This window comes from Bradyrhizobium diazoefficiens USDA 110 (assembly GCF_000011365.1).
GTDB classification, from domain to species: domain Bacteria; phylum Pseudomonadota; class Alphaproteobacteria; order Rhizobiales; family Xanthobacteraceae; genus Bradyrhizobium; species Bradyrhizobium diazoefficiens.
On sequence record NC_004463.1, the window covers coordinates 2,872,625 to 2,894,028 of the forward strand.

Annotated in this window: 24 protein-coding genes, 1 pseudogene and 1 riboswitch; of the genes and pseudogenes, 10 read left to right on the top strand and 15 right to left on the bottom strand. The window is 65.6% G+C overall.

Translation table 11 applies throughout. The annotated features are described in order from the left end of the window. Window positions 1-71: 71 nt before the first annotated feature. Together BJA_RS12975 and pdxH are read right to left on the bottom strand one after the other, a co-directional pair. The gene (locus BJA_RS12975) at window positions 72-824 is read right to left on the bottom strand and encodes an SDR family NAD(P)-dependent oxidoreductase (protein ID WP_011085409.1); all 753 of its coding nucleotides are present in this window, start codon (window positions 822-824) and stop codon (window positions 72-74) included. A gap of 21 nt (window positions 825-845) precedes the next feature. Continuing rightward, complete coding sequence (gene pdxH / locus BJA_RS12980; RefSeq protein ID WP_011085410.1) at window positions 846-1,487, bottom strand: pyridoxamine 5'-phosphate oxidase; 642 nt, start codon at window positions 1,485-1,487, stop codon at window positions 846-848. Between the two features lie 113 nt (window positions 1,488-1,600). On the opposite strand from pdxH, the gene BJA_RS12985 reads away from it, so the two are divergent. Then, window positions 1,601-2,008: an RT0821/Lpp0805 family surface protein gene (locus BJA_RS12985; RefSeq protein ID WP_028175353.1), complete on the top strand. Its 408-nt coding sequence runs from the start codon at window positions 1,601-1,603 to the stop codon at window positions 2,006-2,008. 110 nt (window positions 2,009-2,118) lie between these two features. Beyond that, complete coding sequence (locus BJA_RS12990; protein WP_011085412.1) at window positions 2,119-3,081, top strand: DnaJ C-terminal domain-containing protein; 963 nt, start codon at window positions 2,119-2,121, stop codon at window positions 3,079-3,081. Window positions 3,082-3,407: 326 nt separating this feature from the next. Here the strand turns inward: BJA_RS12990 and BJA_RS12995 are convergent, their stop codons facing one another. Continuing rightward, window positions 3,408-4,178 carry an anti-sigma factor family protein gene (locus BJA_RS12995; RefSeq protein WP_011085413.1) on the bottom strand — a complete coding sequence of 257 codons (771 nt, stop codon included), beginning with the start codon at window positions 4,176-4,178 and terminating at the stop codon, window positions 3,408-3,410. Between the two features lie 106 nt (window positions 4,179-4,284). Beyond that, window positions 4,285-4,773 (bottom strand): sigma-70 family RNA polymerase sigma factor, encoded by a 489-nt coding sequence (locus BJA_RS13000; RefSeq protein ID WP_011085414.1) that lies wholly within the window; start codon window positions 4,771-4,773, stop codon window positions 4,285-4,287. A 172-nt stretch (window positions 4,774-4,945) separates the two neighbouring features. Between BJA_RS13000 and fabI the strand changes: the two genes are divergently transcribed. The 4 genes from fabI to BJA_RS13020 all read left to right on the top strand — a co-directional run bounded on the left by fabI (window position 4,946) and on the right by BJA_RS13020 (window position 8,911). Then, complete coding sequence (gene fabI / locus BJA_RS13005) at window positions 4,946-5,761, top strand: enoyl-ACP reductase FabI (RefSeq protein ID WP_011085415.1); 816 nt, start codon at window positions 4,946-4,948, stop codon at window positions 5,759-5,761. Between the two features lie 12 nt (window positions 5,762-5,773). Beyond that, a complete protein-coding gene (locus tag BJA_RS13010; protein ID WP_011085416.1) occupies window positions 5,774-6,373 on the top strand; it encodes a histidine phosphatase family protein in 600 nt (199 codons plus the stop codon). Window positions 6,374-6,551: 178 nt separating this feature from the next. After that, a complete protein-coding gene (gene aroC, locus BJA_RS13015; protein WP_011085417.1) occupies window positions 6,552-7,640 on the top strand; it encodes a chorismate synthase in 1,089 nt (362 codons plus the stop codon). An 80-nt stretch (window positions 7,641-7,720) separates the two neighbouring features. Then, window positions 7,721-8,911, top strand: coding sequence for an adenylate/guanylate cyclase domain-containing protein (locus tag BJA_RS13020; protein WP_063921422.1), 1,191 nt, complete (start codon window positions 7,721-7,723; stop codon window positions 8,909-8,911). Between the two features lie 74 nt (window positions 8,912-8,985). Here BJA_RS13020 and BJA_RS13025 read toward each other — a convergent pair whose 3' ends face one another. Then, window positions 8,986-10,290, bottom strand: coding sequence for an FAD-dependent oxidoreductase (locus BJA_RS13025; protein ID WP_038965891.1), 1,305 nt, complete (start codon window positions 10,288-10,290; stop codon window positions 8,986-8,988). Window positions 10,291-10,325: 35 nt separating this feature from the next. Then, a complete protein-coding gene (locus BJA_RS13030) occupies window positions 10,326-11,336 on the bottom strand; it encodes an ABC transporter substrate-binding protein (RefSeq protein WP_051000281.1) in 1,011 nt (336 codons plus the stop codon). Window positions 11,337-11,530: 194 nt separating this feature from the next. Here BJA_RS13030 and BJA_RS13035 point away from each other — a divergent pair. Continuing rightward, window positions 11,531-11,809, top strand: a pseudogene (locus BJA_RS13035) (LysR substrate-binding domain-containing protein); the annotation flags it as partial. Window positions 11,810-11,813: 4 nt separating this feature from the next. Here the strand turns inward: BJA_RS13035 and clpS are convergent. From clpS to BJA_RS13060, 5 genes are read right to left on the bottom strand one after another with little or no spacing between them, the layout of a single operon-like run. Then, window positions 11,814-12,119 carry an ATP-dependent Clp protease adapter ClpS gene (gene clpS, locus BJA_RS13040; RefSeq protein ID WP_011085422.1) on the bottom strand — a complete coding sequence of 102 codons (306 nt, stop codon included), beginning with the start codon at window positions 12,117-12,119 and terminating at the stop codon, window positions 11,814-11,816. A gap of 44 nt (window positions 12,120-12,163) precedes the next feature. Continuing rightward, window positions 12,164-12,505, bottom strand: a complete 342-nt coding sequence (locus BJA_RS13045) for a DUF190 domain-containing protein (protein ID WP_011085423.1) — start codon at window positions 12,503-12,505, stop codon at window positions 12,164-12,166. A 2-nt stretch (window positions 12,506-12,507) separates the two neighbouring features. Next, window positions 12,508-12,936: a CrcB family protein gene (locus tag BJA_RS13050; RefSeq protein WP_011085424.1), complete on the bottom strand. Its 429-nt coding sequence runs from the start codon at window positions 12,934-12,936 to the stop codon at window positions 12,508-12,510. Between the two features lie 6 nt (window positions 12,937-12,942). Beyond that, window positions 12,943-13,356, bottom strand: coding sequence for a fluoride efflux transporter CrcB (gene crcB / locus BJA_RS13055; RefSeq protein ID WP_011085425.1), 414 nt, complete (start codon window positions 13,354-13,356; stop codon window positions 12,943-12,945). After that, window positions 13,353-14,561: an MFS transporter gene (locus tag BJA_RS13060; RefSeq protein ID WP_011085426.1), complete on the bottom strand. Its 1,209-nt coding sequence runs from the start codon at window positions 14,559-14,561 to the stop codon at window positions 13,353-13,355. The genes crcB and BJA_RS13060 overlap by 4 nt, the downstream gene beginning before the upstream one ends. Before the next feature lie 129 nt (window positions 14,562-14,690). Further along, window positions 14,691-14,768: riboswitch (Fluoride riboswitch) on the bottom strand. A 251-nt stretch (window positions 14,769-15,019) separates the two neighbouring features. On the opposite strand from BJA_RS13060, the gene BJA_RS13065 reads away from it, so the two are divergent. Continuing rightward, window positions 15,020-15,877, top strand: coding sequence for a DUF1194 domain-containing protein (locus BJA_RS13065; protein WP_011085427.1), 858 nt, complete (start codon window positions 15,020-15,022; stop codon window positions 15,875-15,877). Between the two features lie 169 nt (window positions 15,878-16,046). Then, window positions 16,047-16,682: a hypothetical protein gene (locus BJA_RS13070; RefSeq protein ID WP_028175344.1), complete on the top strand. Its 636-nt coding sequence runs from the start codon at window positions 16,047-16,049 to the stop codon at window positions 16,680-16,682. 39 nt (window positions 16,683-16,721) lie between these two features. On the opposite strand, the gene BJA_RS13075 is transcribed toward BJA_RS13070, so the two are convergent. From BJA_RS13075 to BJA_RS13085, 3 genes are all read right to left on the bottom strand, one after another. Further along, entirely contained in the window at window positions 16,722-17,495 is a 774-nt protein-coding gene (locus BJA_RS13075; protein WP_011085429.1) for an enoyl-CoA hydratase/isomerase family protein, read from the bottom strand. 54 nt (window positions 17,496-17,549) lie between these two features. Beyond that, window positions 17,550-18,191, bottom strand: coding sequence for a carboxymuconolactone decarboxylase family protein (locus BJA_RS13080; RefSeq protein WP_236842200.1), 642 nt, complete (start codon window positions 18,189-18,191; stop codon window positions 17,550-17,552). A 147-nt stretch (window positions 18,192-18,338) separates the two neighbouring features. Continuing rightward, on the bottom strand, window positions 18,339-19,397 hold the full coding sequence (locus BJA_RS13085; protein WP_028175341.1) for a class I SAM-dependent methyltransferase: 1,059 nt from the start codon (window positions 19,395-19,397) through the stop codon (window positions 18,339-18,341). A 254-nt stretch (window positions 19,398-19,651) separates the two neighbouring features. Between BJA_RS13085 and BJA_RS13090 the strand changes: the two genes are divergently transcribed. Beyond that, window positions 19,652-20,254: a hypothetical protein gene (locus tag BJA_RS13090; protein ID WP_038965885.1), complete on the top strand. Its 603-nt coding sequence runs from the start codon at window positions 19,652-19,654 to the stop codon at window positions 20,252-20,254. A 4-nt stretch (window positions 20,255-20,258) separates the two neighbouring features. Here BJA_RS13090 and BJA_RS13095 read toward each other — a convergent pair whose 3' ends face one another. After that, window positions 20,259-21,323 carry an Acg family FMN-binding oxidoreductase gene (locus tag BJA_RS13095; protein WP_236842201.1) on the bottom strand — a complete coding sequence of 355 codons (1,065 nt, stop codon included), beginning with the start codon at window positions 21,321-21,323 and terminating at the stop codon, window positions 20,259-20,261. Window positions 21,324-21,404: the final 81 nt, after the last annotated feature.

The window sequence follows — 21,404 nt, forward strand, 5'->3', positions numbered from 1 at the left end:
TCCAGACCGTCTCCGTGGAGGCGGCCTGGATTGCTTCGCTGCGCTCGCAATGACGACTGCTAAAGGATGGTCTAGACGTGCTGGCCGCCGTTGATGTGGATCTCGGCGCCATTGACGTAAGACGAGGTGTCCGTGCACAGCACGTAGACGATCTTGGCGACCTCGTCGGGCGTGCCGAGCCGGTGCATCGGGATCTGCTGCTCCACGATCTTCTCGGTGCCGGGCGACAGGATCGAGGTGTCGATCTCGCCCGGTGCGATCGCGTTGACGCGGACGCCGACGCGGCCGAAGTCCGAGGCCATCTCGCGCGTCAGGGATGCAAGCGCTGCCTTGGAGGTGGCGTAGGCTGCGCCTGCGAAGGGATGCACGCGCGAGCCCGCGATCGAGGTGACGTTCACGACCGAGCCTCTGGCCGCCTTCAGCTCCTCGATCAGTCCGCGCGCCATCATGATAGGCGCGAAGAAGTTGACGTGGAAGACATGCGTCCAGGTATCGAGGTCGGTGTCGACCGAACCGAGCCGGGAGCCGCCCGGGCCCTTCGGCGAGATCGCGGCGTTGTTGACCAGCGCATGAAGCATGCCGCCCTCGAGGCGGTTGCGGATTTCGGAAATCGCGCGGGTCGTGTCCTTGGGGTCGGCGAGGTCGACCTGGATGTGGTCCTCAGGGCCCGCATCCCAGGGGCAGTCCTCCGGGAAGGGATGCCGCGAGCAGGTGATGACGCGCCAGCCCGCCGAGGAGAAGCGGATCACGGTGGCATGGCCGATACCGCGGCTCGCTCCGGTCAGGAGCAGCGTGCGTCGCGGTGCGTTTGACGAATGCGGCATGAAGGTCTTTCAGGTCGGGGCCTAAGGGTACATCCGCGTCTTGGACCACTTCTGGCCGGCGGCGTCACGACGAAATTCGATGCGGTCGTGCAGACGGAATGGGCGATCGTGCCAGAACTCGATGCGGACCGGTGTGATGCGCCAGCCGCTCCAGCCCGGCGGCCGTGGCACCTCGCCGATGATGTATTTGGCCGCGACTTTTGCGATTGCCTGTTCGAAGGCGAAGCGGCTCTCCAGCGCCTCGGACTGCTTGCTCGCCCAGGCGCCGATCTGCGCCTGCTTGGGGCGGGTGGCGAAATAGGCGTCGGCCTCGGCGTCAGTCACCGGCGTCACGTTGCCGCGGATGCGGACCTGACGGCGCAGCGACTTCCAGTGAAAAAGTAACGCTGCCTTAGGATTTGCGGCGAGTTCACGGCCCTTCTGGCTCGCGATGTGGCTGTAGAAGACAAAACCCTCGGTATCGAAGCCCTTCATCAGCACCATGCGCACGTCAGGCAAGCCGTCCGGGTCGACGGTTGCGAGCGCCATGGCATTCGGATCGTTCGGCTCGCTCTTGATCGCCTCGTTCAGCCAGGTCTCGAACAGCGCAAAAGGCTCGTCAGCGGCGGTGAAATCACCGGATGTTAAGGGTGTCTGGTGTTTCATCGAGGTCGTGTCGGTCATGTCTGGAGTCCGAGTTGCGTTCCGCGGCCCAAAACGCGTTGTTGTCCGCTACCGCCCTATATAGGGCATGGGGACGCGTTGGCCTATCGGCGATCCGGCCGTCCGGCCTTGTCATGACGATGGTCCTGATCGGCTTCGGCGCCGGCGGCTGCAGCTTTTCGCGCAACGACACCAGCGCCTATGCCAAGGCCGACGACAGCGACCTCACCGGCTCGATCGCGCGGCCGGCGAAGGACGCAGCACCGACCGAGACCGATCTTGCCTTCGCCCGCAACGCCGCCTCCGACGTGCTGAGCAAGGGCGACAAGGATTCCAGCCAGCACTGGGAGAATCCGGTGACCGGGGCGCGCGGCTCGGTGACGCCGATCGCGCAATCCTATGCCGCCGAGGATGGCCGCAGGTGCCGCGACTTCCTCGCCAGCTACGTCAACGGCAATACCGAAAGCTGGCTCCAGGGCGCCGGCTGCCAAAGCAGCCGTGGCCGTTGGGAGATTCATACGCTAAAGCCGTGGCGGAGCTAGGATTCGGCCGGCAATCCTAGTTGCAAAAATGCCACTCTCTCCCCACATGGTTCGCAGGTGGGGCGGGGAGCCCTTTGAACAATTCGATTTCTTTGAAGGAGACGTGACGGATGCGCGACCCCTATGAGGTCTTGGGGGTGCCGCGGAGCGCCAATGCTGCCGCGATCAAGAGCGCCTATCGCAAGCTTGCCAAGAAGCACCATCCCGACAGCAACAAGGACGACCCGAAGGCCGCCGAGCGTTTCGCCGAACTCAATTCGGCCAACGAGATCCTCGGCGACGAGGACAAGCGCAAGCAGTTCGACCGCGGCGAGATCGACGCCGACGGCAAGCCGCGCTTCCAGGGCTTTCCGGGCGGCGGCGGGCCGCGCGGCCGCGCGGGTCCCGGCGGGTTCGAGAGCTATACGTTCCGCTCCGGCGGCGGCCCGGGTCAGGGCGGCGGCGCGTTCGAGGACATCCTCAACAGCATGTTCGGCGGCGGGGTGCGCGGCGCGCGGCCGGGGGCCGGCGGCGCCGGGCAGTTCGAATTCGACACCGGCGGGATCGGGCTCGATCTCGACGTGAACGTCGCCATGTCCGTCTCGCTAGAGGAGTCGGTCAAGGGCGGCGAGAAGCGCGTCCGTCTGCCGACGGGCAAGGAGCTCAACGTCAAGATTCCGGCCGGCGTCACCGAGGGCCAGCAGATCCGGCTGCGCGGGCAGGGCGAGAGCGCCCAGGGCCATCCGCCGGGCGATCTTCTGATCACCATCGGCATCGCGCCGCACCCGTATTTCAAGGTCGAGGGCGCGGATCTCAGGATCGACCTGCCGGTCACGCTCTACGAGGCGGTGCTCGGCGGCAAGGTCCGCGTGCCGACCCTTGGGAATGCGGTCGAACTCTCGGTCCCGAAGAACACTTCCAGCGGCCGCACCTTCCGGCTGAAGGGCAAGGGCCTGCCGAAAGCAGGCGGAACCGGGGATCTCTTCGTCACTGTCAGGATTATGCTACCGGACGGGAACGACGCCGAGCTTGAAGCATTGATGGAGAAGTGGCGGGACCAACACCCCTACAATCCACGTAGCGGGCTTGGTTAGGGCGCGGTCGGAACTGAAGGGGTTTTCCTAAGGTCTACAGCATCCTCTCTTGCGGATGATGCTCGTCATATGCCTGAGGCGCGATAGCGCTTCTCGGCTCATATGCTCGACGTGTCGGCTGTCCGGCGGGGCAGCCGATAAAAAGGTGCGGCCTCGAGAGGGGGACCAGCGCGGTACCAAAAACCCCAATCGAGGCCGCCCGCGTCGATCGGCGGATCGAACGCTGCTCATTTTCGCGTGATCATCCGGTGCGATAATGAGACGCGCCGATGTCTTGATTCCAAATTTTCAATGACGGAATCGAGGCACCGCGCTTGCGCGGTTGTCTAGGTGCCGTTTTTCTCTGCCTGGTCGTACACGGCCTGCGCCACCTTGGTCAGCCGGTCGCGATCGCCACCGCCGCTGACGACGTAGCCGACCCCGCGCTCCGCCCAGAACAGCGCGCCGTCCTTGTCCGTCTTGGCGTACCGCATCTGCGTTGCACCATTCTCGGTCTTGGCGGTGTAGATCGTGTACCGCTCGCCCGAGGCGCCCTCATACATCAGGAACGACGCCGGACCGTTCGGCCCTGGCAGGAGCCGGCCGCCGACCAGCTTCAACCCGCTCGCCTCCAGGTTCGGCGCGAACACGGTCCAGCCGCAGCGCCGGGTCAGCCAGGCCTGGAGATGGTCACGCTCGTTGCCGCCGACCTCGACGGGGTGGCGGACCTCGACGACATAGAGGCGGTGGGCGTCGAGTGCGTCGGCCGTAAAACTCTGGAAGGTCGAGGGGGAGTTGGCGGCGCCATGCGCGATCCAGCCGGCGGTGCCGCCGGCGACGAAGGCAACCAGCACAGCCGCGGCGGCGCCATAGAGCCATTGCCGGGGGCGGCGCTCCAGCCGTTCGAGCTCCAGCCGTACCGGCACCGGCTCCTGGGCGACGGAATCGTAGCGGGCGTGCAGCATCTCGGCCATGTCGCGCCAGGACTGCACCCGCTCGGCATCGTCAGGATGGGCGGCAAGCCAGGCCTCGACGTCGGCGCGGCGCTCGGCCGGCAGCTCGCCATCGACATAGGCGTGCAACTCGTCTTCGGTGATCGGAATATTGCGGTCGTTCATATCGATCGTCTCTGGCTCTGCGGCCCAAAATATCCTTCGTGACTCAACTTCGCTCGCTTTGTCGGCAGGCTGCGGACGGACCCAACGCGTTGCATCAATCCTGCCATCATTTCACCCGCCTGAGCGCCGGGCGCTCACCCTCCAGCGAGGCTTTAACGTGGGCGCGGGCGCGTGCCAGGCGCGACATCACGGTGCCGATCGGCACGCCCTGGATGTCAGCGACCTCGCGGTAGCTCATGCCCTCCAGCATCACCAAAAGCAGCACCGAGCGCTGCTCCTCGACCAGCGTTGCCAGCGCCTTCTCGATGTCGCGTCCCTCGGCTTCGGTCCCGCTGGCGTCCGGGTTGTTCTCTGTCAGCTGCATGAATTGCGGCCGCCTTGCCAGCGAGCGTCGCCGGTTCTTGTTGAGGTTGGTCAGGATCGTATAGAGCCAGCTCCTGACGTCGCCTCCGAGAAACAGGCGCTCCGAACGCAGCGCGCGCACCAACGTATCCTGCACCAGATCGTCGGCCGCATCCGCATCGCGCGTGAGCGCGCGGGCGTAGCGTCGCAACGCCGGGATCATGGCTTCCACACTTTGGCGAAACGCGCTCATTGCCGCCTTGACGTCCTGGTGTTCGGCGCAAGCGCCTTACCCATCATAACACCCGAACGGAACGGCTATTCCGGCGCTCGAAACAGCGTTAACGCCGCGTATTAGGACTGTACCGCGAAGGAGGGCTGGTGTACCTCCAAACCTCAACGAGAGCTCGACGGGACGTTCAAAAATGGCGCAGAATTCAGGTCTGATGCAAGGCAAGCGCGGGGTGGTCCTCGGCGTTGCCAACAACCGCTCGATCGCCTGGGGTATCGCCAAGGCATGCCACGCAGCGGGCGCCGAGCTCGCCTTCACCTATCAGGGCGATGCGCTGAAGAAGCGCGTCGAGCCGCTCGCCGCCGAGATCGGCGGACTCGTGCTCGGCCATTGCGACGTCACCGACGCTGCGACAATCGACGCCGCCTTCGCGGTGCTGAAGGAGAAGTGGGGCAAGATCGACTTCCTGGTGCACGCGATCGCCTATGGCGAGCAGCTCGACGGCCGCTACGTCGACACCACGCAGGAGAACTTCTCCAAGTCGATGCTGATTTCCTGCTACTCGTTCACCGCCGTGGCACAGCGCGCCGAGAAGCTGATGACCGACGGCGGTTCGCTCATCACGCTCTCCTATTACGGCGCGGAGAAGTGGATGCCGCATTACAACGTGATGGGCGTCGCGAAGGCGGCGCTGGAGGCGAGCGTGCGCTATCTCGCGGCCGACCTCGGCGAGAAGAACATCCGCGTCAACGCGATCTCGGCCGGGCCGATCAAGACGCTCGCGGCCTCCGGCATCGGCGACTTCCGCTATATCCTGAAGTGGAACGAGCACAACGCGCCGTTGCGGCGCAACGTCTCCACCGAGGACGTCGGCGGCAGCGCGCTGTATTTCCTCTCCGACCTCTCGCGCGGCGTCACCGGCGAGGTGCATCACGTCGATTCCGGTTACCACGTGCTCGGTATGAAGCGCCCGGACGCGCCGGATATCTCGCTCGGTGGCAAGGACTAGCCTTTAGCTGGAATGCCCGTGCCCACGATCTACTATCTTCGCCATGGCGAGACCGAGTGGAATGCGCTCGGGCGGCTCCAGGGCACCAGGGACGTTCCGCTGAACGCGCGCGGCCGCAGCCAGGCCGTGCAGGCCGGCGGCATTCTCGCCGATCTGTTCAAGCGCGACGGCCGCGACAAGGCGGCGCTGCCCTATGTGTCGAGTCCGCTCGGCCGCGCGCGCATGACCATGGAACTTGCGCGCGGCATGCTCGAATTGCCCGTGGCCGACTATTCGCTCGACGATCGCCTGCGCGAGATCGGCTACGGCGTCTGGGAAGGGCTGACGCTGGCCGAGAGCGAGGCGACCGATCCCGAAATCTATGCCAGGCGCCTTGCCGACAAATGGACGGTGGGCCCCGTAGGCGGGGAGACCTACGCCGATGTACAGGTCCGCGTGCGGGCCTGGTACGATCAGCTCCGGACCGACACCGTCGCGGTCGCCCATGGCGGGACCTGCCGGGCCCTGATGGTTTCGCTTGGCCTGGAGACGCCGGCCAGCGCCGCCGAGCTCTATATCGAGCAGGGCGCCGTCTACGTGTTCCGGGACGGGCGGCTGGAGAAGTTTAGTTAAGCCAAGTTTTCGTCATTCCGGGGCGATGCGCAGCACCGAACCCGGTGCGCCCTTGCGCACCTGAGAATCTCGAGATTCCGGGTCTGGTCCTTCGGACCATCCCGGAATGACAGGGAGTGTGCGGGTTTGACCCCCGGCCCCCCGCGCGTTACCACACGCCGGAACCGAGCGAGCACCAATGTCCTTCAACACCTTCGGCCACATGTTCCGCGTCACGACCTTCGGCGAGAGCCACGGGGTGGCGATCGGCTGCGTGGTCGATGGCTGCCCGCCCATGATCCCGCTCACCGAGGCGGACATCCAGGGCGATCTCGACCGCCGCCGGCCCGGCCAGTCGCGCTTCACCACCCAGCGCCAGGAGCCGGATCAGGTGAAGATCCTGTCCGGCGTGATGGCGCATCCGGAGACCGGCGTGCAGGTGACGACGGGCACGCCGATCGGGCTCCTGATCGAGAACACCGACCAGCGGTCGAAGGACTATTCCGAGATCAAGGACAAGTTTCGGCCGGGCCACGCGGACTTTACCTACGAGGCGAAGTACGGCCTGCGCGACTATCGCGGCGGCGGCCGCTCCTCGGCGCGCGAGACCGCGACGCGCGTTGCCGCCGGTGCCATCGCGCGAAAAGTGCTGCCCGACGTCAAGGTGCGCGGCGCCCTGGTGCAGATGGGCCCGCACAAGATCGACCGCGAGAAGTGGGACTGGGACGAGGTCGCCAGGAATCCGTTTTTCTGTCCGGACAAGGACAAGGCTGCGTTCTTCGAAACCTATCTCGACGGCATCCGCAAGAGCGGCTCCTCGATCGGTGCGGTGCTCGAGATCGTCGCTGAAGGCGTGCCGGCGGGCCTCGGTGCGCCGATCTATGCCAAGCTCGATTCCGATCTGGCGGGTGCGATGATGACCATCAATGCCGTGAAGGGCGTCGAGATCGGCGCCGGCTTTGGCGCGGCTGAGCTGACCGGCGAAGAGAACGCCGACGAGATGCGCACCGGCAATGACGGCACGCGCTTCCTGTCCAACCACGCCGGCGGCGTGCTGGGCGGCATCTCCACGGGGCAGCCGGTGGTGGTGCGCTTCGCGGTGAAGCCGACCTCGTCGATCCTCCAGCCTCGCCTCACCGTCGATCGCCAGGGCGCCGACACCGAGATCATGACCAAGGGCCGCCACGACCCCTGCGTCGGCATCCGTGCCGTCCCCGTCGGCGAAGCCATGATGGCCTGCGTGCTGGCGGATCACTTCATCCGAGACCGCGGGCAGGTGGGACGCTAGAGCGGGGTGAGGCGTTAGTGCCGCGGTACCAGCCCACCGCGCAGCTTGACGTCCCCAGAACTTCGTCCGCAAATGCGGACATGCAAAACTCCGAGCTCCAGCGCATCACCAACTGGCTGATCGACGGCGCGAGGTCGTCCGGGACCCCGGCCGAGATGATCGCCGACGTCTGCGAGCATCTGGTCGCAGCTGGCCTGCCGCTGTGGCGGTTCGGCATCTTCATCCGCACGCTGCATCCCGAAATCTTCGGCCGCAACTTCATCTGGCGGGAAGGTCAGGAGGTCGAGATCGGCACTGTCGATTTCGAGATCCTGGACACGCCTGAATTCGCACGCAGCCCGCTGCGGATCGTGTTCGAGGAGGGGCTGGAGGTCCGGGGACGGATGGACGACCCCGACAGCAGGCGGTTTCCGTTCCTCGACGACATGCGCGCCGAAGGCGTGACCGACTACCTCGCGATGCCGATGCCGTATCTCGACGGCTCGATCCACGCAACGAGCTGGACCACGCGTCACCCCAGCGGATTCAGCGACGACGACGTCGCGGCGATCCGGGCCATGATGGCGCCGCTCGCGCGCGTCAGCGAGATCGTCAGTCTGCGCCGTACCGCCGAGATGCTGCTCGACACCTATGTCGGCAACCGCGCCGGCGCGCGCATCCTCGGCGGCCAGATCCGCCGTGGCCACAACGACACCATGCAGGCGGCCATCTGGCTCTCTGACCTGCGCGGCTTCACGGCGTTGTCGGACCGGCTGCCGGCCGAGACCGTGGTCGAGATCCTCAATCAGTATTTCGACTGCCAGGTCACCGCAATCCGGGGCCATGGCGGCGAGGTGCTGAAGTTCATGGGCGACGGCTTGCTCGCGGTGTTTCCGATCGACGAATATGTCGGCGATGCCGCCCATGTCTGCGCGCGCGTGCTGGAAGCCGCGCGCGAATCCCGCGCCAGCGTCGAGGCGCTCGCCTTTCCGGTCGGCGACGTCGTCGAGCGCTTCCGCTTCGGCGTCGCGCTGCATGTCGGCCACATCCTCTACGGCAATATCGGCGGCGGCAACCGGCTCGACTTCACCTGCATCGGCCCTGCCGTCAATCTCGCGGCGCGGCTGGAGAAGATCGCCGGCCGGCTCGGCCGCACCGTCGTGGTCTCGGAGGTTTTCGCGAACGCCTGCCGCCACGACTGGCGCGCGCTCGGCGAATTTCCGATCGCGGGGTTTTCGAAGGCGCAGCGTGTGTATGGGCTGACCGAAGAGACGCCGGTGGTGATGGCCTAAGGGCGTTCAGACCGACGATCGCGCCGGTCGGCTGAGCAGAGAGCTGCGGCCACCGCTCCTGGCTGCTGCGCGCCTCAGTCCGTCCGCTCCAGGTTGTCGCGCACGCGCCACTTCAGCGCATCGATGTCGATCTGATGCACGCTGCCGCTGCCGGCGAGGTCGAGCGCGTGCGCAGCGGCGGCGCCCATCGCCATGCAGGGGCCCATCACCCGAACGCTGGAGAGTGCGGCCTTGTCGGCATCGATGCAGCGGCCGGCGGCGACGATGTTTTCGGCTTCCTGCGGCGTCAGGCTGCCGAACGGCACATAGTGGACGTGGTCCTTGTCGAAGATGTGCCAGTGATGGCCGGAGCCGTGGTCGTGCAGTTCGATCGGCCACGCCGTGCGGCCGATCGCGTCTTCGAATTTGGTGCCGGCGCGGACGTCGTCGACCGACAATTGCTGGCGGCCGACGATCCAGCGCGTCTGGCGGATCCCGGGAAGGCCATAGGCGCGGATGCGCGCCTTGCCGAAGCAGGCGGGGAATTCGTTCCTGAGGAAGGCGAAGGCGCGATCGGCCTGGTCCTTGCCCTCGATGCCCTTGCGGCTCGCCTCTAGCGGCTCCAGTGGCGTCTCGACATGGGTCATGTTCATGGCGGCAACGCCGCGCCCGGGAATGACGAAGGACAGGCCCTCGCGCCGCAACAGGCCGTAGTCGCCGGCCTTCTCTCGCATGCGCGCCGGCAATTCCTCCCGGCTCGGCACCTTGCTCTCGTCGATATTCTCGACGATCAGCATTTGCGTGCCGTAGATCGGGCCGTCGTCCGGCTCGCGGCAGGCAAAGCCCGCCTGCCACACCAGCGCGGCGTCGCCGGAGGCGTCGACGAAGCCGTTCGCCTCGACCTCGACGTCACCGTAGCGGGTGGAGAGATCGATCCCGGTCACGCGCCGACCGGCGACGCGGACGTTGCGCATGACGGCGCCGACGATCACGGTGACGCCGGCCGCAAGCATCGCCTTCTCGACCCAGCGTCCGAGCGCGACCTCGTCGTAGTAGACGACGGTGGTGTGCGGCCCGCGGCGGTAGAACAGCGCGTTCTCCTGCGCACCGAGGTCGCCAAGGAGATCGTCGGCGATGCCGTGGGTGAACTGGTAGCCGTCGCTGCCGTTCGAGAACAGGCCGCAGAAGGTGCCGATGATGGAGTTGACCGCCTGGCCGCCGAGCGCGGGCAGGCTGTCGACCAGCACCACCTTGCGTCCGGCACGCGCGCCCTCGATCGCCGCCGACATGCCGGCAGCACCCGAGCCGACCACGCAGATGTCGGCGACGACGCGCGAGGGCTTTTGGTTCGCGGCACGCCGGACGATTTTGGTGCCCGCGGTGACTTCGCTCGCGCTCATGGGTAGCTCCGTGTTCTTGTTGTCGTTGTCGTCAGTCATTTCGGCGCCGTCGGCCGGTCCGGGACGAAGGATTTGTCGATGATCTTCTCGGCATCGATATCGGGTTCGATCATCTTCTGGCGCTTGAACCAGGCGATCTGACGGGCGATGTCGGCGCTGTCGAGCGCGGGGTCGACGACCGACAGCCCGATGCGGAGCTGCTCGACCTTCTGCTCGGTGTATTTGGAGATGATCGCAAGCATCGCGTCCCCCTCCTCGCTGCGGACGAATTTGCCGTCCGCATCGCGTTTCAACAGCACGCGCGCATAGTCGTCGGCGCCGCGGCGGTAGACGGCCAGCACCTTCTCGACCAGCTTGCGGTTCTTCTCGATCGTCGCGGTCGAAGCCACGACGCAGCCGAGCATCCAGGGCGTCTCGTCGCCGACGAAGCCGAGCACGATCGCGTCGCCAGAGGCGACCACCGGGCTGATCGTGGTCGTGGCGGTGAGCGCCGCGTCGAGCTGGCCGCCCTTGATGGCCGCGGCGACATTCGGCAGCGACTGCAGCGGAACGACCCGGACGGAGGTCACGTCGAATTTCAGCTTGTCGGCGATCAGGCCGAGCGAATAATGGAAAGTGGAGCCGACTTGCGTGATGCCGACGGAATGGCCGGGCAAGTCCTTCAGCGTCTTCAGGCCCGAATCATAAGCGCGCTTGGAGGCGACGTAGGCCGTGTTCTGGAAGCCGGGTGCCTCGCGCGCCGTGCCGGCAACCACCTTCAGTCCGCCCTTGCCCGCGAGGTTGTAGAAAGCGGCCGTGAAGCCGGTGAAACCGATGTCGATATCGCCGGACACGCTGGCTACCGCGATCGGCACGGCGGCATCGAAGAATTTCAGATCAGCCTCGATCCCTTCCTGCTCGAAATAGCCGCGCTCCTTGGCGAGGAACAACGGGGCTGCCGAGGAGAGCTTCAACAGCCCGATGCGGAGCCTTTCGCCCGCTTGCGCCATGCCGGTGGTGCAGAAGGCGATCGCCACCAGCGTCAGGACCAGTCGGCCTCTTGTCACGAAGCTTCTTATTGATATGCCCACGTCCGTCGTTTCCCGCTTTGCTTATTGTTCGGCCTGCGCCGGTTTTGCGGCATTGTCGGCGATCCCCGGCGGGAATGCAAAGTCGGAAAGCGCGGATGGCTTATTCCTCCGGCTCAGTCGTCAAAAGCAGTGGCGCGATGTTTCTGTGATCACCAGACGTCCCCCTCAATAAGCGACCTTCATCGCATCTTGCAAAACTTCTCGCCACCATGGTGCAGGCCGGCCGCGGCATGGCCTGGCTGCAGGAGAACCTCATCGCCGATCAGCTCGCATCGGGCGAACTGGTGAAGGCGGGCGGGCCGGAATGGGAGATTCCAATCGAGATCCATGTGTATCGTCCGAGATCGCGACTGACGCCTGCGGCGGAGGCGTTCTGGAAACACGTTCAGGAGCACCCGCGCCCGAGCACTGTGCGCAAGCCAGTGCGTTCCCGTCGCGGCCGGGGCTAGCGGCCTATTCCTCCGGCTCGGTCGTGAACAGCAGCGGATAGCCCTTGGCGCGGCCGGCGTCGGTGGCGCGGGTTGCCTTGGTCTCGGCGACGTCCCTGGTGAACACGGCGACCACGCAGGCGCCCAGCTTGTGCGCCGTGATCATCACCTTGTAGGCCTGATCTTCCGTCATGCGGAACTCGGCCTTGAGGATCATCGTGACGAATTCGCGCGGCGTGTAGTCGTCGTTGATCAGGATGACCTTGTGCAGCTTGGGCCGCTCGACCTTGGTCTTGGTTCTGGTTTTCGGCTTGGTGACGGCGTCGTTCATTCCGCCTCCTGGACACGGCGGGCACTGGTTCCCTGCCGGAGCGATCAGCTCGCGGCTTTCTCACCATATTGCAGGACCTGCACCTTCTCCAAGGTGATCAGCCCGCTCGACATCATGCCATCCAGGATGGGCAGGAATGCGTTGATGTTGTCCTCGCTGTCGACGATTTCGATCAGCAGCGGCAGGTCTTCCGAGAGCCGCAGGATTTTCGAAGTATGCAGCCGGCTCGACTTGCCGAACCCCATCGGACCGCGCAGCACGGTGGCGCCGGCGAGGTGCAGCTCGCGCGCCTTCATCACGATCGCTTCATAGAGCGGCTTGCCGTCGAAATGGTCGCTCTCGCCGATGAAGATGCGGAGCGAAACAGCCTGATTGGGAATTTGCATGGTCAGCTCCTTTTCAAGCGGTTGTAGCGGCTCGCCATGATATGGCCGAGCCAGACCGACACCAGCCAGCAGACGACGGAGGATGCGACATAGGCCAGCGCGATGTATTTCATGCCGCCGTGGAACAGGCGGAATGTTTCCAGGCTGAAGGCCGAGAAGGTGGTGTAGCCGCCACAGAACCCGGTCATGACGAACTGCCGGTGCTCGGGCCGTGCCAGCATCCGGCCGTCCGGGCCGGTCAGCGTCGCATAGAATCCGATGATCAGCGAGCCGGTCGCGTTGATGAACAGTGTCGCGAAGGGAAAGCCTGGACCGGTATCGAGCGCGAGCCCGACCAGGTAGCGCGTCAGGCCGCCGACGACGCTGCCGGCGGAAACCCAGGCATAGAGCATCGCGCTGCGCCAGCGCTCGGCGGAGGAGGGAACGTTCATCGGCCTCTACCCTCCAAGACCGTCAGCGAGCAGGAAGCCGCAGCTCACTGCGGCGAGGCACAGTCCAACCGAGAAGGCGACATTGCCGAGCGCGTGCATCGGCTCGCCGTTGCGGGCGAGCGTCAGCGTTTGCAGGCTGAACGAGGACACCGTGGTGTAGCAGCCGAGGAAACCGGTCACCGCGAACAGCCATGGATTGGGCGAGGCGAACATCGAGCCCGGATGGGTTGCCAGCGCGCCAAAAATGCCGATCAGGAAGGCGCCGGTGACGTTGATGGTCATGGTGCCCCACGGAAAGGTCTCGCCCAGCCGCCGCGCGACAGCGCCGGAGATGAAGTAGCGCGCACAGCCGCCGAGCACGCTGCCGACCACGATTGCGATCACTCCGCTCAGCACGACGAACGACCCCCCCATCCTCATTTGCCCTCCGCTGCCAGCCCGTTGCCGACGGCGAGCAGCCCCACGAGCGACACCAGCGCGAAGCCGAGCCCTGCCAGGAACGTGCCGGCCGGACCATAGGCGTCCCACAGCGCACCGGCGATCACGCTCGCGGCCAGCAGTGCCAGGCCGGTGAACAGGTTGAAATAGCCGAATGCGGTGCCGCGCAAGCTTGGCGGCGCGGCGTCGGCGACGAGGGCCGAGAGCAGGCCTTGCGTCAATCCCATATGCAGCCCCCACAGCACGACCCCGAGCGCGAGGCCGCCGAGGTTCGGCAGCAGCGCGAGCGCCAGATCGGCGCCGGCGAGGAAGACGAGACCGAGCGCGAGCAGGCTGGTCCGGTTGATGCGGTCCGACAGCACGCCGGCCGGATAGGCCGACAGCGCGTAGACGATGTTCATCAGCACCAGCACGGCCGGTACCCACATCGCATTGAGGCCGATGTTCTGCGCGCGCAGGATCAGGAAGGCTTCGCTGAAGCGCGCCAGCGTGAAGACGATTCCGACCGCCACGACGCGCCAGTAGACCGCTCCGAGCTGCCGCATCGCGGCGAGATTGAGCGGATTTTTCGCAGATTCCCGGCTCGGGTCCGGCTCCGGCTCGCTCACGGCAAAGGCGATCAGTCCGAAGGACAGAAAGGCCGGTAGCACGGCAACCCAGAACACGGCGGTAAAATTGTCAGCCGTCCACCACATCAGGCCGATCGCCGCGAGCGGTCCGACGAAGGCGCCGATGGTGTCGAGCGATTGGCGCAGGCCAAAGCTCGCGCCGCGCAGGCCGACGGGTGCGATATCGGCGATCAGCGCATCGCGCGGCGCGCCGCGAATGCCCTTGCCGACCCGGTCGATGAAGCGCGCCGCCACCAGCCATTCGACGCTGGGCGCGAGCGGGAATAGCGGCTTGGTGACGGCTGCCAGCCCATAGCCGAGCGCGGCAAGCAGCTTGCGGCGGCCGAGCCAGTCCGACAGCGCGCCGGAGAAGATCTTGGTGATCGAGGCCGTCGCCTCCGCAATGCCCTCGATGAAGCCGACCGTGAGCGTCGAGGCGCCGAGCACGGTGACGAGATAGACCGGCAGCAGCGCGTGGATCATCTCGGAGGAGACGTCCATCAGCATCGAGACGAAGCCGAGCACCCAGATCCCCCTGGGCAGCCCCGCGCGCGCAGCATTCGGTGTCGTCGTCGTCACGCCTTGGACTTCCCCTCGAACGTCCCCTTGGCCTTCACGTCCCGGCCTTCGCCTTCAGGCAACAAAAAACCCGCCATTGGCGGGTTTGTCCACGCTCCCGCCAAAGGCAGAGGCTCAAAAATTGCCCCACCTCAAGCAGGAGTCATCAGCCCATCACGGTCACCTACCGCCGGGCGGTTGTCGGGGGACTCCATCCCCATCTGTGCGGCCAGCCTAGCATGGAAATCACGCCGGACAAGTGGGCGGGGTGCGTGTCCGGTACTGTCATTCCGGGGTCGGCTCTTCGAGCCGCCCCGGAATGACGGAGCCTGTGGTCGCACGTGTTCCGATGACGCTAGCGCGGCAACACGGCGGCAGCTTTGCGTAATTCCTAACTCGAATGTGAAGCGCAGGCGATCTTCGCACTTTGCGGCAAGGCGATTGCATGTCACCATCGCGTCATACGACGGGAGACTGCGATGCGCTTGCTGTTCTCGATCGGGGCTGTGCTGGTGGCCGGCGTGCTTGCCGGGGGGGACGTCGCGGGCATCGCGGCACCAGGGCCGAAGTTTGAGCCGCCCAGGACTCAGCGGCTGGCGGCCGACAAGGATGCGCAGACGGTCGATGTCGAGCTGATCCTCGCGGTCGACGTGTCCTACTCCATGGACATGGACGAGCTGGCGATCCAGCGCGAGGGCTACGCGCAGGCGATCCAGTCGAAAGAGTTTCTCCAGGCGCTGAAGATGGGCCCGAACGGCCGGATTGCGGTGACCTATTTCGAGTGGGCCGCCTCGACCGACCAGAAGATCATCATTCCCTGGCGGCTGATCGACGGACCTGAGACCGCGGACGCGGTCGCCACCGAAATCATGAAGACGCCGATCCGGCGCGCCTCGCGCACCTCGATCTCCGGCGCGATCACGTTCGCGATGCCGCTGTTCGACGAGGATCCCTATCGGGGCTTGCGTCGCGTCATCGACATCTCCGGCGACGGCCCCAACAACAATGGCGGCCCGGTCACGGTGGCGCGCGACGCCGCGCTCGAGAAAGGCATCGTCATCAACGGCCTGCCGATCATGGTCAAGGAGCCGTCCTATTCGACCATGGATATCGACAATCTCGACTACTACTACGAGGATTGCGTCATCGGCGGTCCCGGCTCCTTCGTCATCACGATCAAGGACCGCGAGAAGTTCAAGGAAGCGATCCGCACCAAGCTCCTGATGGAGGTCGCAGGCCGCGTGCCCGAGCGTCCCGTGATGCGGGTCGCCGACAAGGAGCCGCGCGTCAGTTGCCTGATCGGCGAGAAGATCTGGTCGGACCGCTGGGGACGCTAAGCGGCCCCCGGCTGAGACCTTTTGCCGTCTCGGCCGGCGGTTGAACTTAACGGCTCATTAACCTGCGCGTGGCCCTAATCGGATGGTTTCCGTTCGTTTCCGGTCAGCGTCCTGGCATGGCTGGAGCGAACGAAAGCGGATTCGCCAGACCTGTCCGCCGAGCAATCCAATGGCCATCGTCACATCGAGCACCAGCCAGATTTCGCCCGCGAACGAGCGGATCTTTCACCAGAGCGCTCTGGTCGGTGACTGGAAGGGCAATTGGGTGGGCAACAACCAGCCGGTCGGCTTCAAGGTCGTGAACATCCGCGGTGCGCGGGCGCAGGTCGAATACACCCATAACGGGCACACCGAGCGCGGCTTTGGCGAGGTCCAGGGCTCGCTTATCACCTTCGGCGGGGTCACGGTCGGCACCAAGGACGGCAAGAACATGGTGCTGCTGTTCTCTGCGGGCGGCGCCGGCAAGCAGACCGCCAATCTCGAGAAGCAGGCGCCGCCGGCCTCCGACAGCCGTCTCATGGGAAGCTGGGGCGGCTATTCCAGCGACAACGGCAAGAGCGCGAGCTTCAAGGTGCTCGCCGTCAACGGCAACGAAGCGCAGGTCAGCGTCACCACCGACGGCATCACCCGGCAGGGCACCGGCATCGTCTACAAGAACGTCATCATGTTCGGGCAGGCGCAGATTGCGACCGATGACGGGAAGAACGGCAAGGTCATCTACCAGGTCGGCACCAAGTCCTTCATGGTGCCGGTGACGAAATATCCACCGGCCGATTCATCGTCTTCGGTCGACAAGACCGCCTGAACGCTTCGCGTTCCCGACGCGCGCGGCGGCCGGCCGTCCTCACCATTTCGGTGCCCGTTTCTCCACGAATGCCCTCAGACCCTCCTGCGCCTCGTCCGACGTCGCGACGTTGCAGAAGTCGTCCACGGCGCTGGCAATGCTGCGCCGATAGTCGAGGTCGATCTGGCGCATGAAGGCGGCCCGGCCCATCCGCAGCACCGCGGCTGATTTCGCGGCGAGCTGCGCCGCGAGCCTCACGACCTCGGCCTCGAGCTCCGTATCTCCCACGACGCGGTTCACCACGCCGAGCTCGCGTGCCTCGGCGGCGCTGAAGACGCGGCCGGTGAACAGCAGCTCGAAAGCGCGGTGGCGCCCGATGATGCGCGGCAGATGCGCGTAGTGGATCGCGGGAATGACGCCGACGTCGATCTCGGGATAGCCGAACGTCGCGCTCTCGGATGCCAGCACCACGTCGCAGGACACCGCCATGGTCATGCCGCCGCCGCGGGCCGCGCCGCCGACCGCGGCGATCGACGGCTTTCCGAGCCCGTACTGGGCGTCGTAAAGGTCGATATAGAGCGCCTGGAGGAATTCGCGGATCTGGGCGCCGGATTTGCCAAGCAGGATGTCGAGGTCGAGGCCTGCCGAAAAGCGCCTGGCGATCGCGCTCGCCAGCACGACCACGCGCGCATCCGGATCGTCGGCGGCGCGGCGCAGTGCCGCGACCACCGCCCGGATGACCTCGAGGCTCAGCGCATTGACCGGCGGGCGGTTGAGCGTGATGCGGGCGATGTTGCCCACGCATTCGTAGGCGACGGGGCTGTCAGATGTCACCGGGGTCTCCAGGCTTCTTGGGATCGTGCGGTATCAACCGCGGTTGCTGCGTGGCTATTTCGCAGCCAGCGGCGGCAGCGGGGGCACGCTGTCGTTCGGCGCTTCCGCCTGCATCGTGATCAGCGTCATCGAGACCAGGTCGTAATAGCCGATCAGGCCGATAACATCCATGATGCCGCGCTCGCCGAATTCTTGCTGGGCCGCGCGGTAGACATCGTCGGACACCTTCTTGTCGCGATAGAGCGCCATCGCGAGGTCGTAGAGCGCGGCCTCGTCGTCCTTCATCGCCTTCGGCCGCACGCCGTTGGCGACGTCCTTGGCGACATCAGGGTCGAGCCCGGCCTTCATCGCGAGCGGATAATGCGCGAACCATTCATACTGCGCCGTCCATTGCCGCGCGGTGATCAGGATCGCGAATTCGCTGAGGCGCGCCGGCAGCGACGAATTCCAGCGCAGATAGTCCGACATCGCAGAGAGTTTTGGCGCCAGCTCCGGGTTGCGGATATAGGCGCGGTAGGGCGGGTTGGTGAATTTCGCGTTGCGCGGGGGCACCGCGATCGCGTCCGCCCATTCCTTCTGCGACGACGAAAGTTCGTCGGGTTTCAGCGGCACGAAGCGGGTCGGCTCGGCCGCGCGGCCGGCTTCCGAGGTCGCGATGGTGAACAGCACAGCCAGCGCCAGACCCAGATATCGCATCGTCATCCTCCCATTGCGGCGGACTCGCGCCGCCTGCTCGACGCCAACTTACGTTGCGGCGCGAGTGAGGCAAGGATGTCGGCACCGGGCGAGGCTGCGGTACGGGCATGGCCGCATGCCGCCTCCCTGCGCCCGGCGCGATCGAGATCAGATCCGCGCCTCCAGGATCAAGTTGAAGGGCGTTTCGGCGGCGCGGCGGAAGCGCGTCAGGCCGCCTTCGCGCGCGACCTTGCGCAGCCTTGCTTCGCCCGCTTGTGCACCCAGCGCCAGGCCGACCTCCTGGTCGAGCGAGGCCGGTGTGCAGATCATGGTCGACGCCGCATAGTAGACGCGACCGACCGGATTGAGATTGTCTTCGAGGCGGTCGCCCGCGAACGGCTCGACCAGCATGCAGGTGCCGTCCTTGTCCATGGCTTCGCGTACGTGGCTGATGGCGCCGACGGGATCGCCCATGTCGTGCAGGCAATCGAAGAAGCAGACGAGATCATAGCCTTCGGCCGGATAGGTCTTGGCCGAGTGAACAGCGAAGCTGACCCGGTCGCCCAGCTTGGCCTCATTGGCCGCCTTTCGCGCGGCCTCGATCGAGCCCTCGTGATAGTCGAAGCCGTAGAACCGGGAGTTCGGGAAGGCGTTCGCCATCAGCCGCGTCGAAACGCCATGCCCGCAACCGACATCGGCGACCTTGGCGCCGCGCTTGAGCTTGTCCACGACGCCGTCGAGCGCGGGCAGCCACTCCTGCACCAGATGATGCATGTAGCCGGTGCGGAAGAAGCGGGCGGTGCCGCAGAACAGGCACTCGCTCCGTCGGTTCCAGCCGACTCCCTTGCCGGACTTGAATGCATCCGTAATTTTCGGCTCGTCGAGGAACGCCGCGGCAATGACATTGCCGACTGCGCCGAGGAACACCGGGCTGTCCTCGTCGGCAAGCGCCATCGCCTGCTCCGGCAACATCGAGAATTTTCCTGAAGCGGTATCATATTCGACGTAACCAGAAGCCGCCTGGCTCGACAGCCACTCGCGGACGTAGCGTTCGTTCGTTCCGGTGGCGCTTGCGAGTTCGGCAGAGTTCATGGGCCCCTTGGCGGCGAGGGCGCGATAGAGGCCGAGCTTGTCGCCCAGCAGGACCAGCGATGCGTTCATCGCGGCCCCGACCTCGGTGATCATCTTGCCCATAAAGGCATTCAACCTGTCGGAATTGACCTCCATGACGTCCTCCATGCTGTGTCGGGCATTTTCAAAGGTCAGCGCAAACTGCGCATTGCTGGATCGCACGAGGCTCTGGCGATCGCGATGACGGCTCGAGCTTGCGCGTCCTCTATTTGGGTCAATCCGGCGGATGGGAGGTTCAATTTGTCAGGAATACGTGACCCTGGAACCGGGGCCGCGGGGATCGCCATTGCTTCGCTGGCCATCGCGATATACCGAGGGTATAATTTGTGAGCATTTTGACGGTAGCCGGAATGTCCAGCCTTGCAGGTTCTTGCGGTCTCGCAGCTCTCTTCGCTGTGCTTTGCCTCGGCGGAGCGCCTGCTCATGCGCAAGTTGCACCCTTGAGGTATTGGATACCGGGCGGACCTTTCGGCTTTGGCGGCAGCGATGGCCAGAGCTCCGAAAGTTACGGCAATTTTCCAGGCTTCAATGCCAGCGACGCAGGCGGGCGCGCCAACTTTGCGAACGGCTTCTTCGTCGGTAGCCAGCGTGGCAACCTCAATTGGAGCGGTCTCGGCCAGGCTGGACAGGCCGGCAATTTCAACGCGCTCTCCTATGACAGCACGCAGTTCGGCTACAACACCAAGACGGCGGGCGGCATGCCCGTCACGTTCTTTGCCGGCTTCGACACGCTGAAATACGGCAACGGCATTGGCAGTTCGCTTGCGCCGCTCACCTCCGGCGCCGCGCCCGGCTACGGCGCGTTCGCGGGGGTCGAATTCAAGCCGACCCCCAACCTCAGCCTGTCGTTCGGAGCCGGGTTCACCCAGCAGGACTCGGGCCGCATGGACAGCGATATCAGATCGAACATGCTGCCCGGCGAGTCACCGGCGCTCGGCGGCCTTCGGCGCTAGGAGACTATTGCGTCGGCCGCATCACCAGTTCCGGGGCGCGGCGGAGCGATTTCGGCAGATCCGGCCCGGCTCCGAAGCGCATCACGATATCGGGACGCCGCTCGCCGAGTCCGAGCGAGGTTGCGAACTGCGGCCTTAGTGTCGCCACCTCGATCGGCTGGTTGACGAAGGAATATTTGAGCCCGAGCGCGGTCGCCTGCAGGGCGAACCGCTGGCAGGCACGGCCGACCGCAATCCAGTGCGACGTGTCGCTACGATCGGCGGCAAGCACGACGACACCCGCGGAGCTGTCGAGCTCGGCGCGGTATTTCCCGCTCTCGCCGCTTTCGGTGAAGAAGAACCTGAGCAGCGGTCGCGCGATCCATGCCGGCAGGGACGGGCTTCCCGAGGCCCGCGAGAACAACCCGTCCATGGTCGCGACCGCATCGGCCTCGTTGAAGCGCATCCAGCTCACGAGCTCGCGCATGAAGGCCTTGTCGCGCATTTGCGCGGCATTGCCTTCGAGCACGTAGTTGGTGATCTTTGCGATGGCGGCGCGTTCGGTCATCAGGATTGCCGAGACGTTCGGCTCCCGGCAGGCGTTCTCGAGCTGGCGCAGAATGTCGGGCGCCACCGGCTTGCCGTCGAAGGCTGCACGGGTGCATTGCCTGAGGGGAATCGCGTTGACGAGCGCCGACGCTTCGGGGCGCGCTGGCTCCAGCGCGATCCGGACCTTGTCACCGTCGACCATCGGGTTCGCGCGCCAGCCGAGTGCTGATGCCGCGAGAACGAGGTTCTCGGCGGCGCAGCCGAGGCTGACGAAAAGGTGGTGATCGTCCGGATCGACCACCGGACAGCGGCGCGAGAAATCGGGCGCAATCAGGATTTCATTGCCGCGGGCGGAGAAGATCCAGGGCTGGGTGTTGTGGCTGTTGGCGGCGAGCGTGGCAAAGCGCACGAGCTCGCGGTCCCGCGGCACCGGTTGCAGCGGCGCTCGCGACGCTCGCACCGTTTCCTCATAGGTCGTCGTCGCCGCAGCCGAGGGGCGGGCGGTGATTGCCGCCGCGGAAAGTCCGAGCGCGGTGGTCATGAGTTGTCGCCGGTCGATCGCCATCATCCGCTCCACGGCCCTTTCGCCACGACGCTTCTAGCGTCCCCGGAAGCTCGGGCG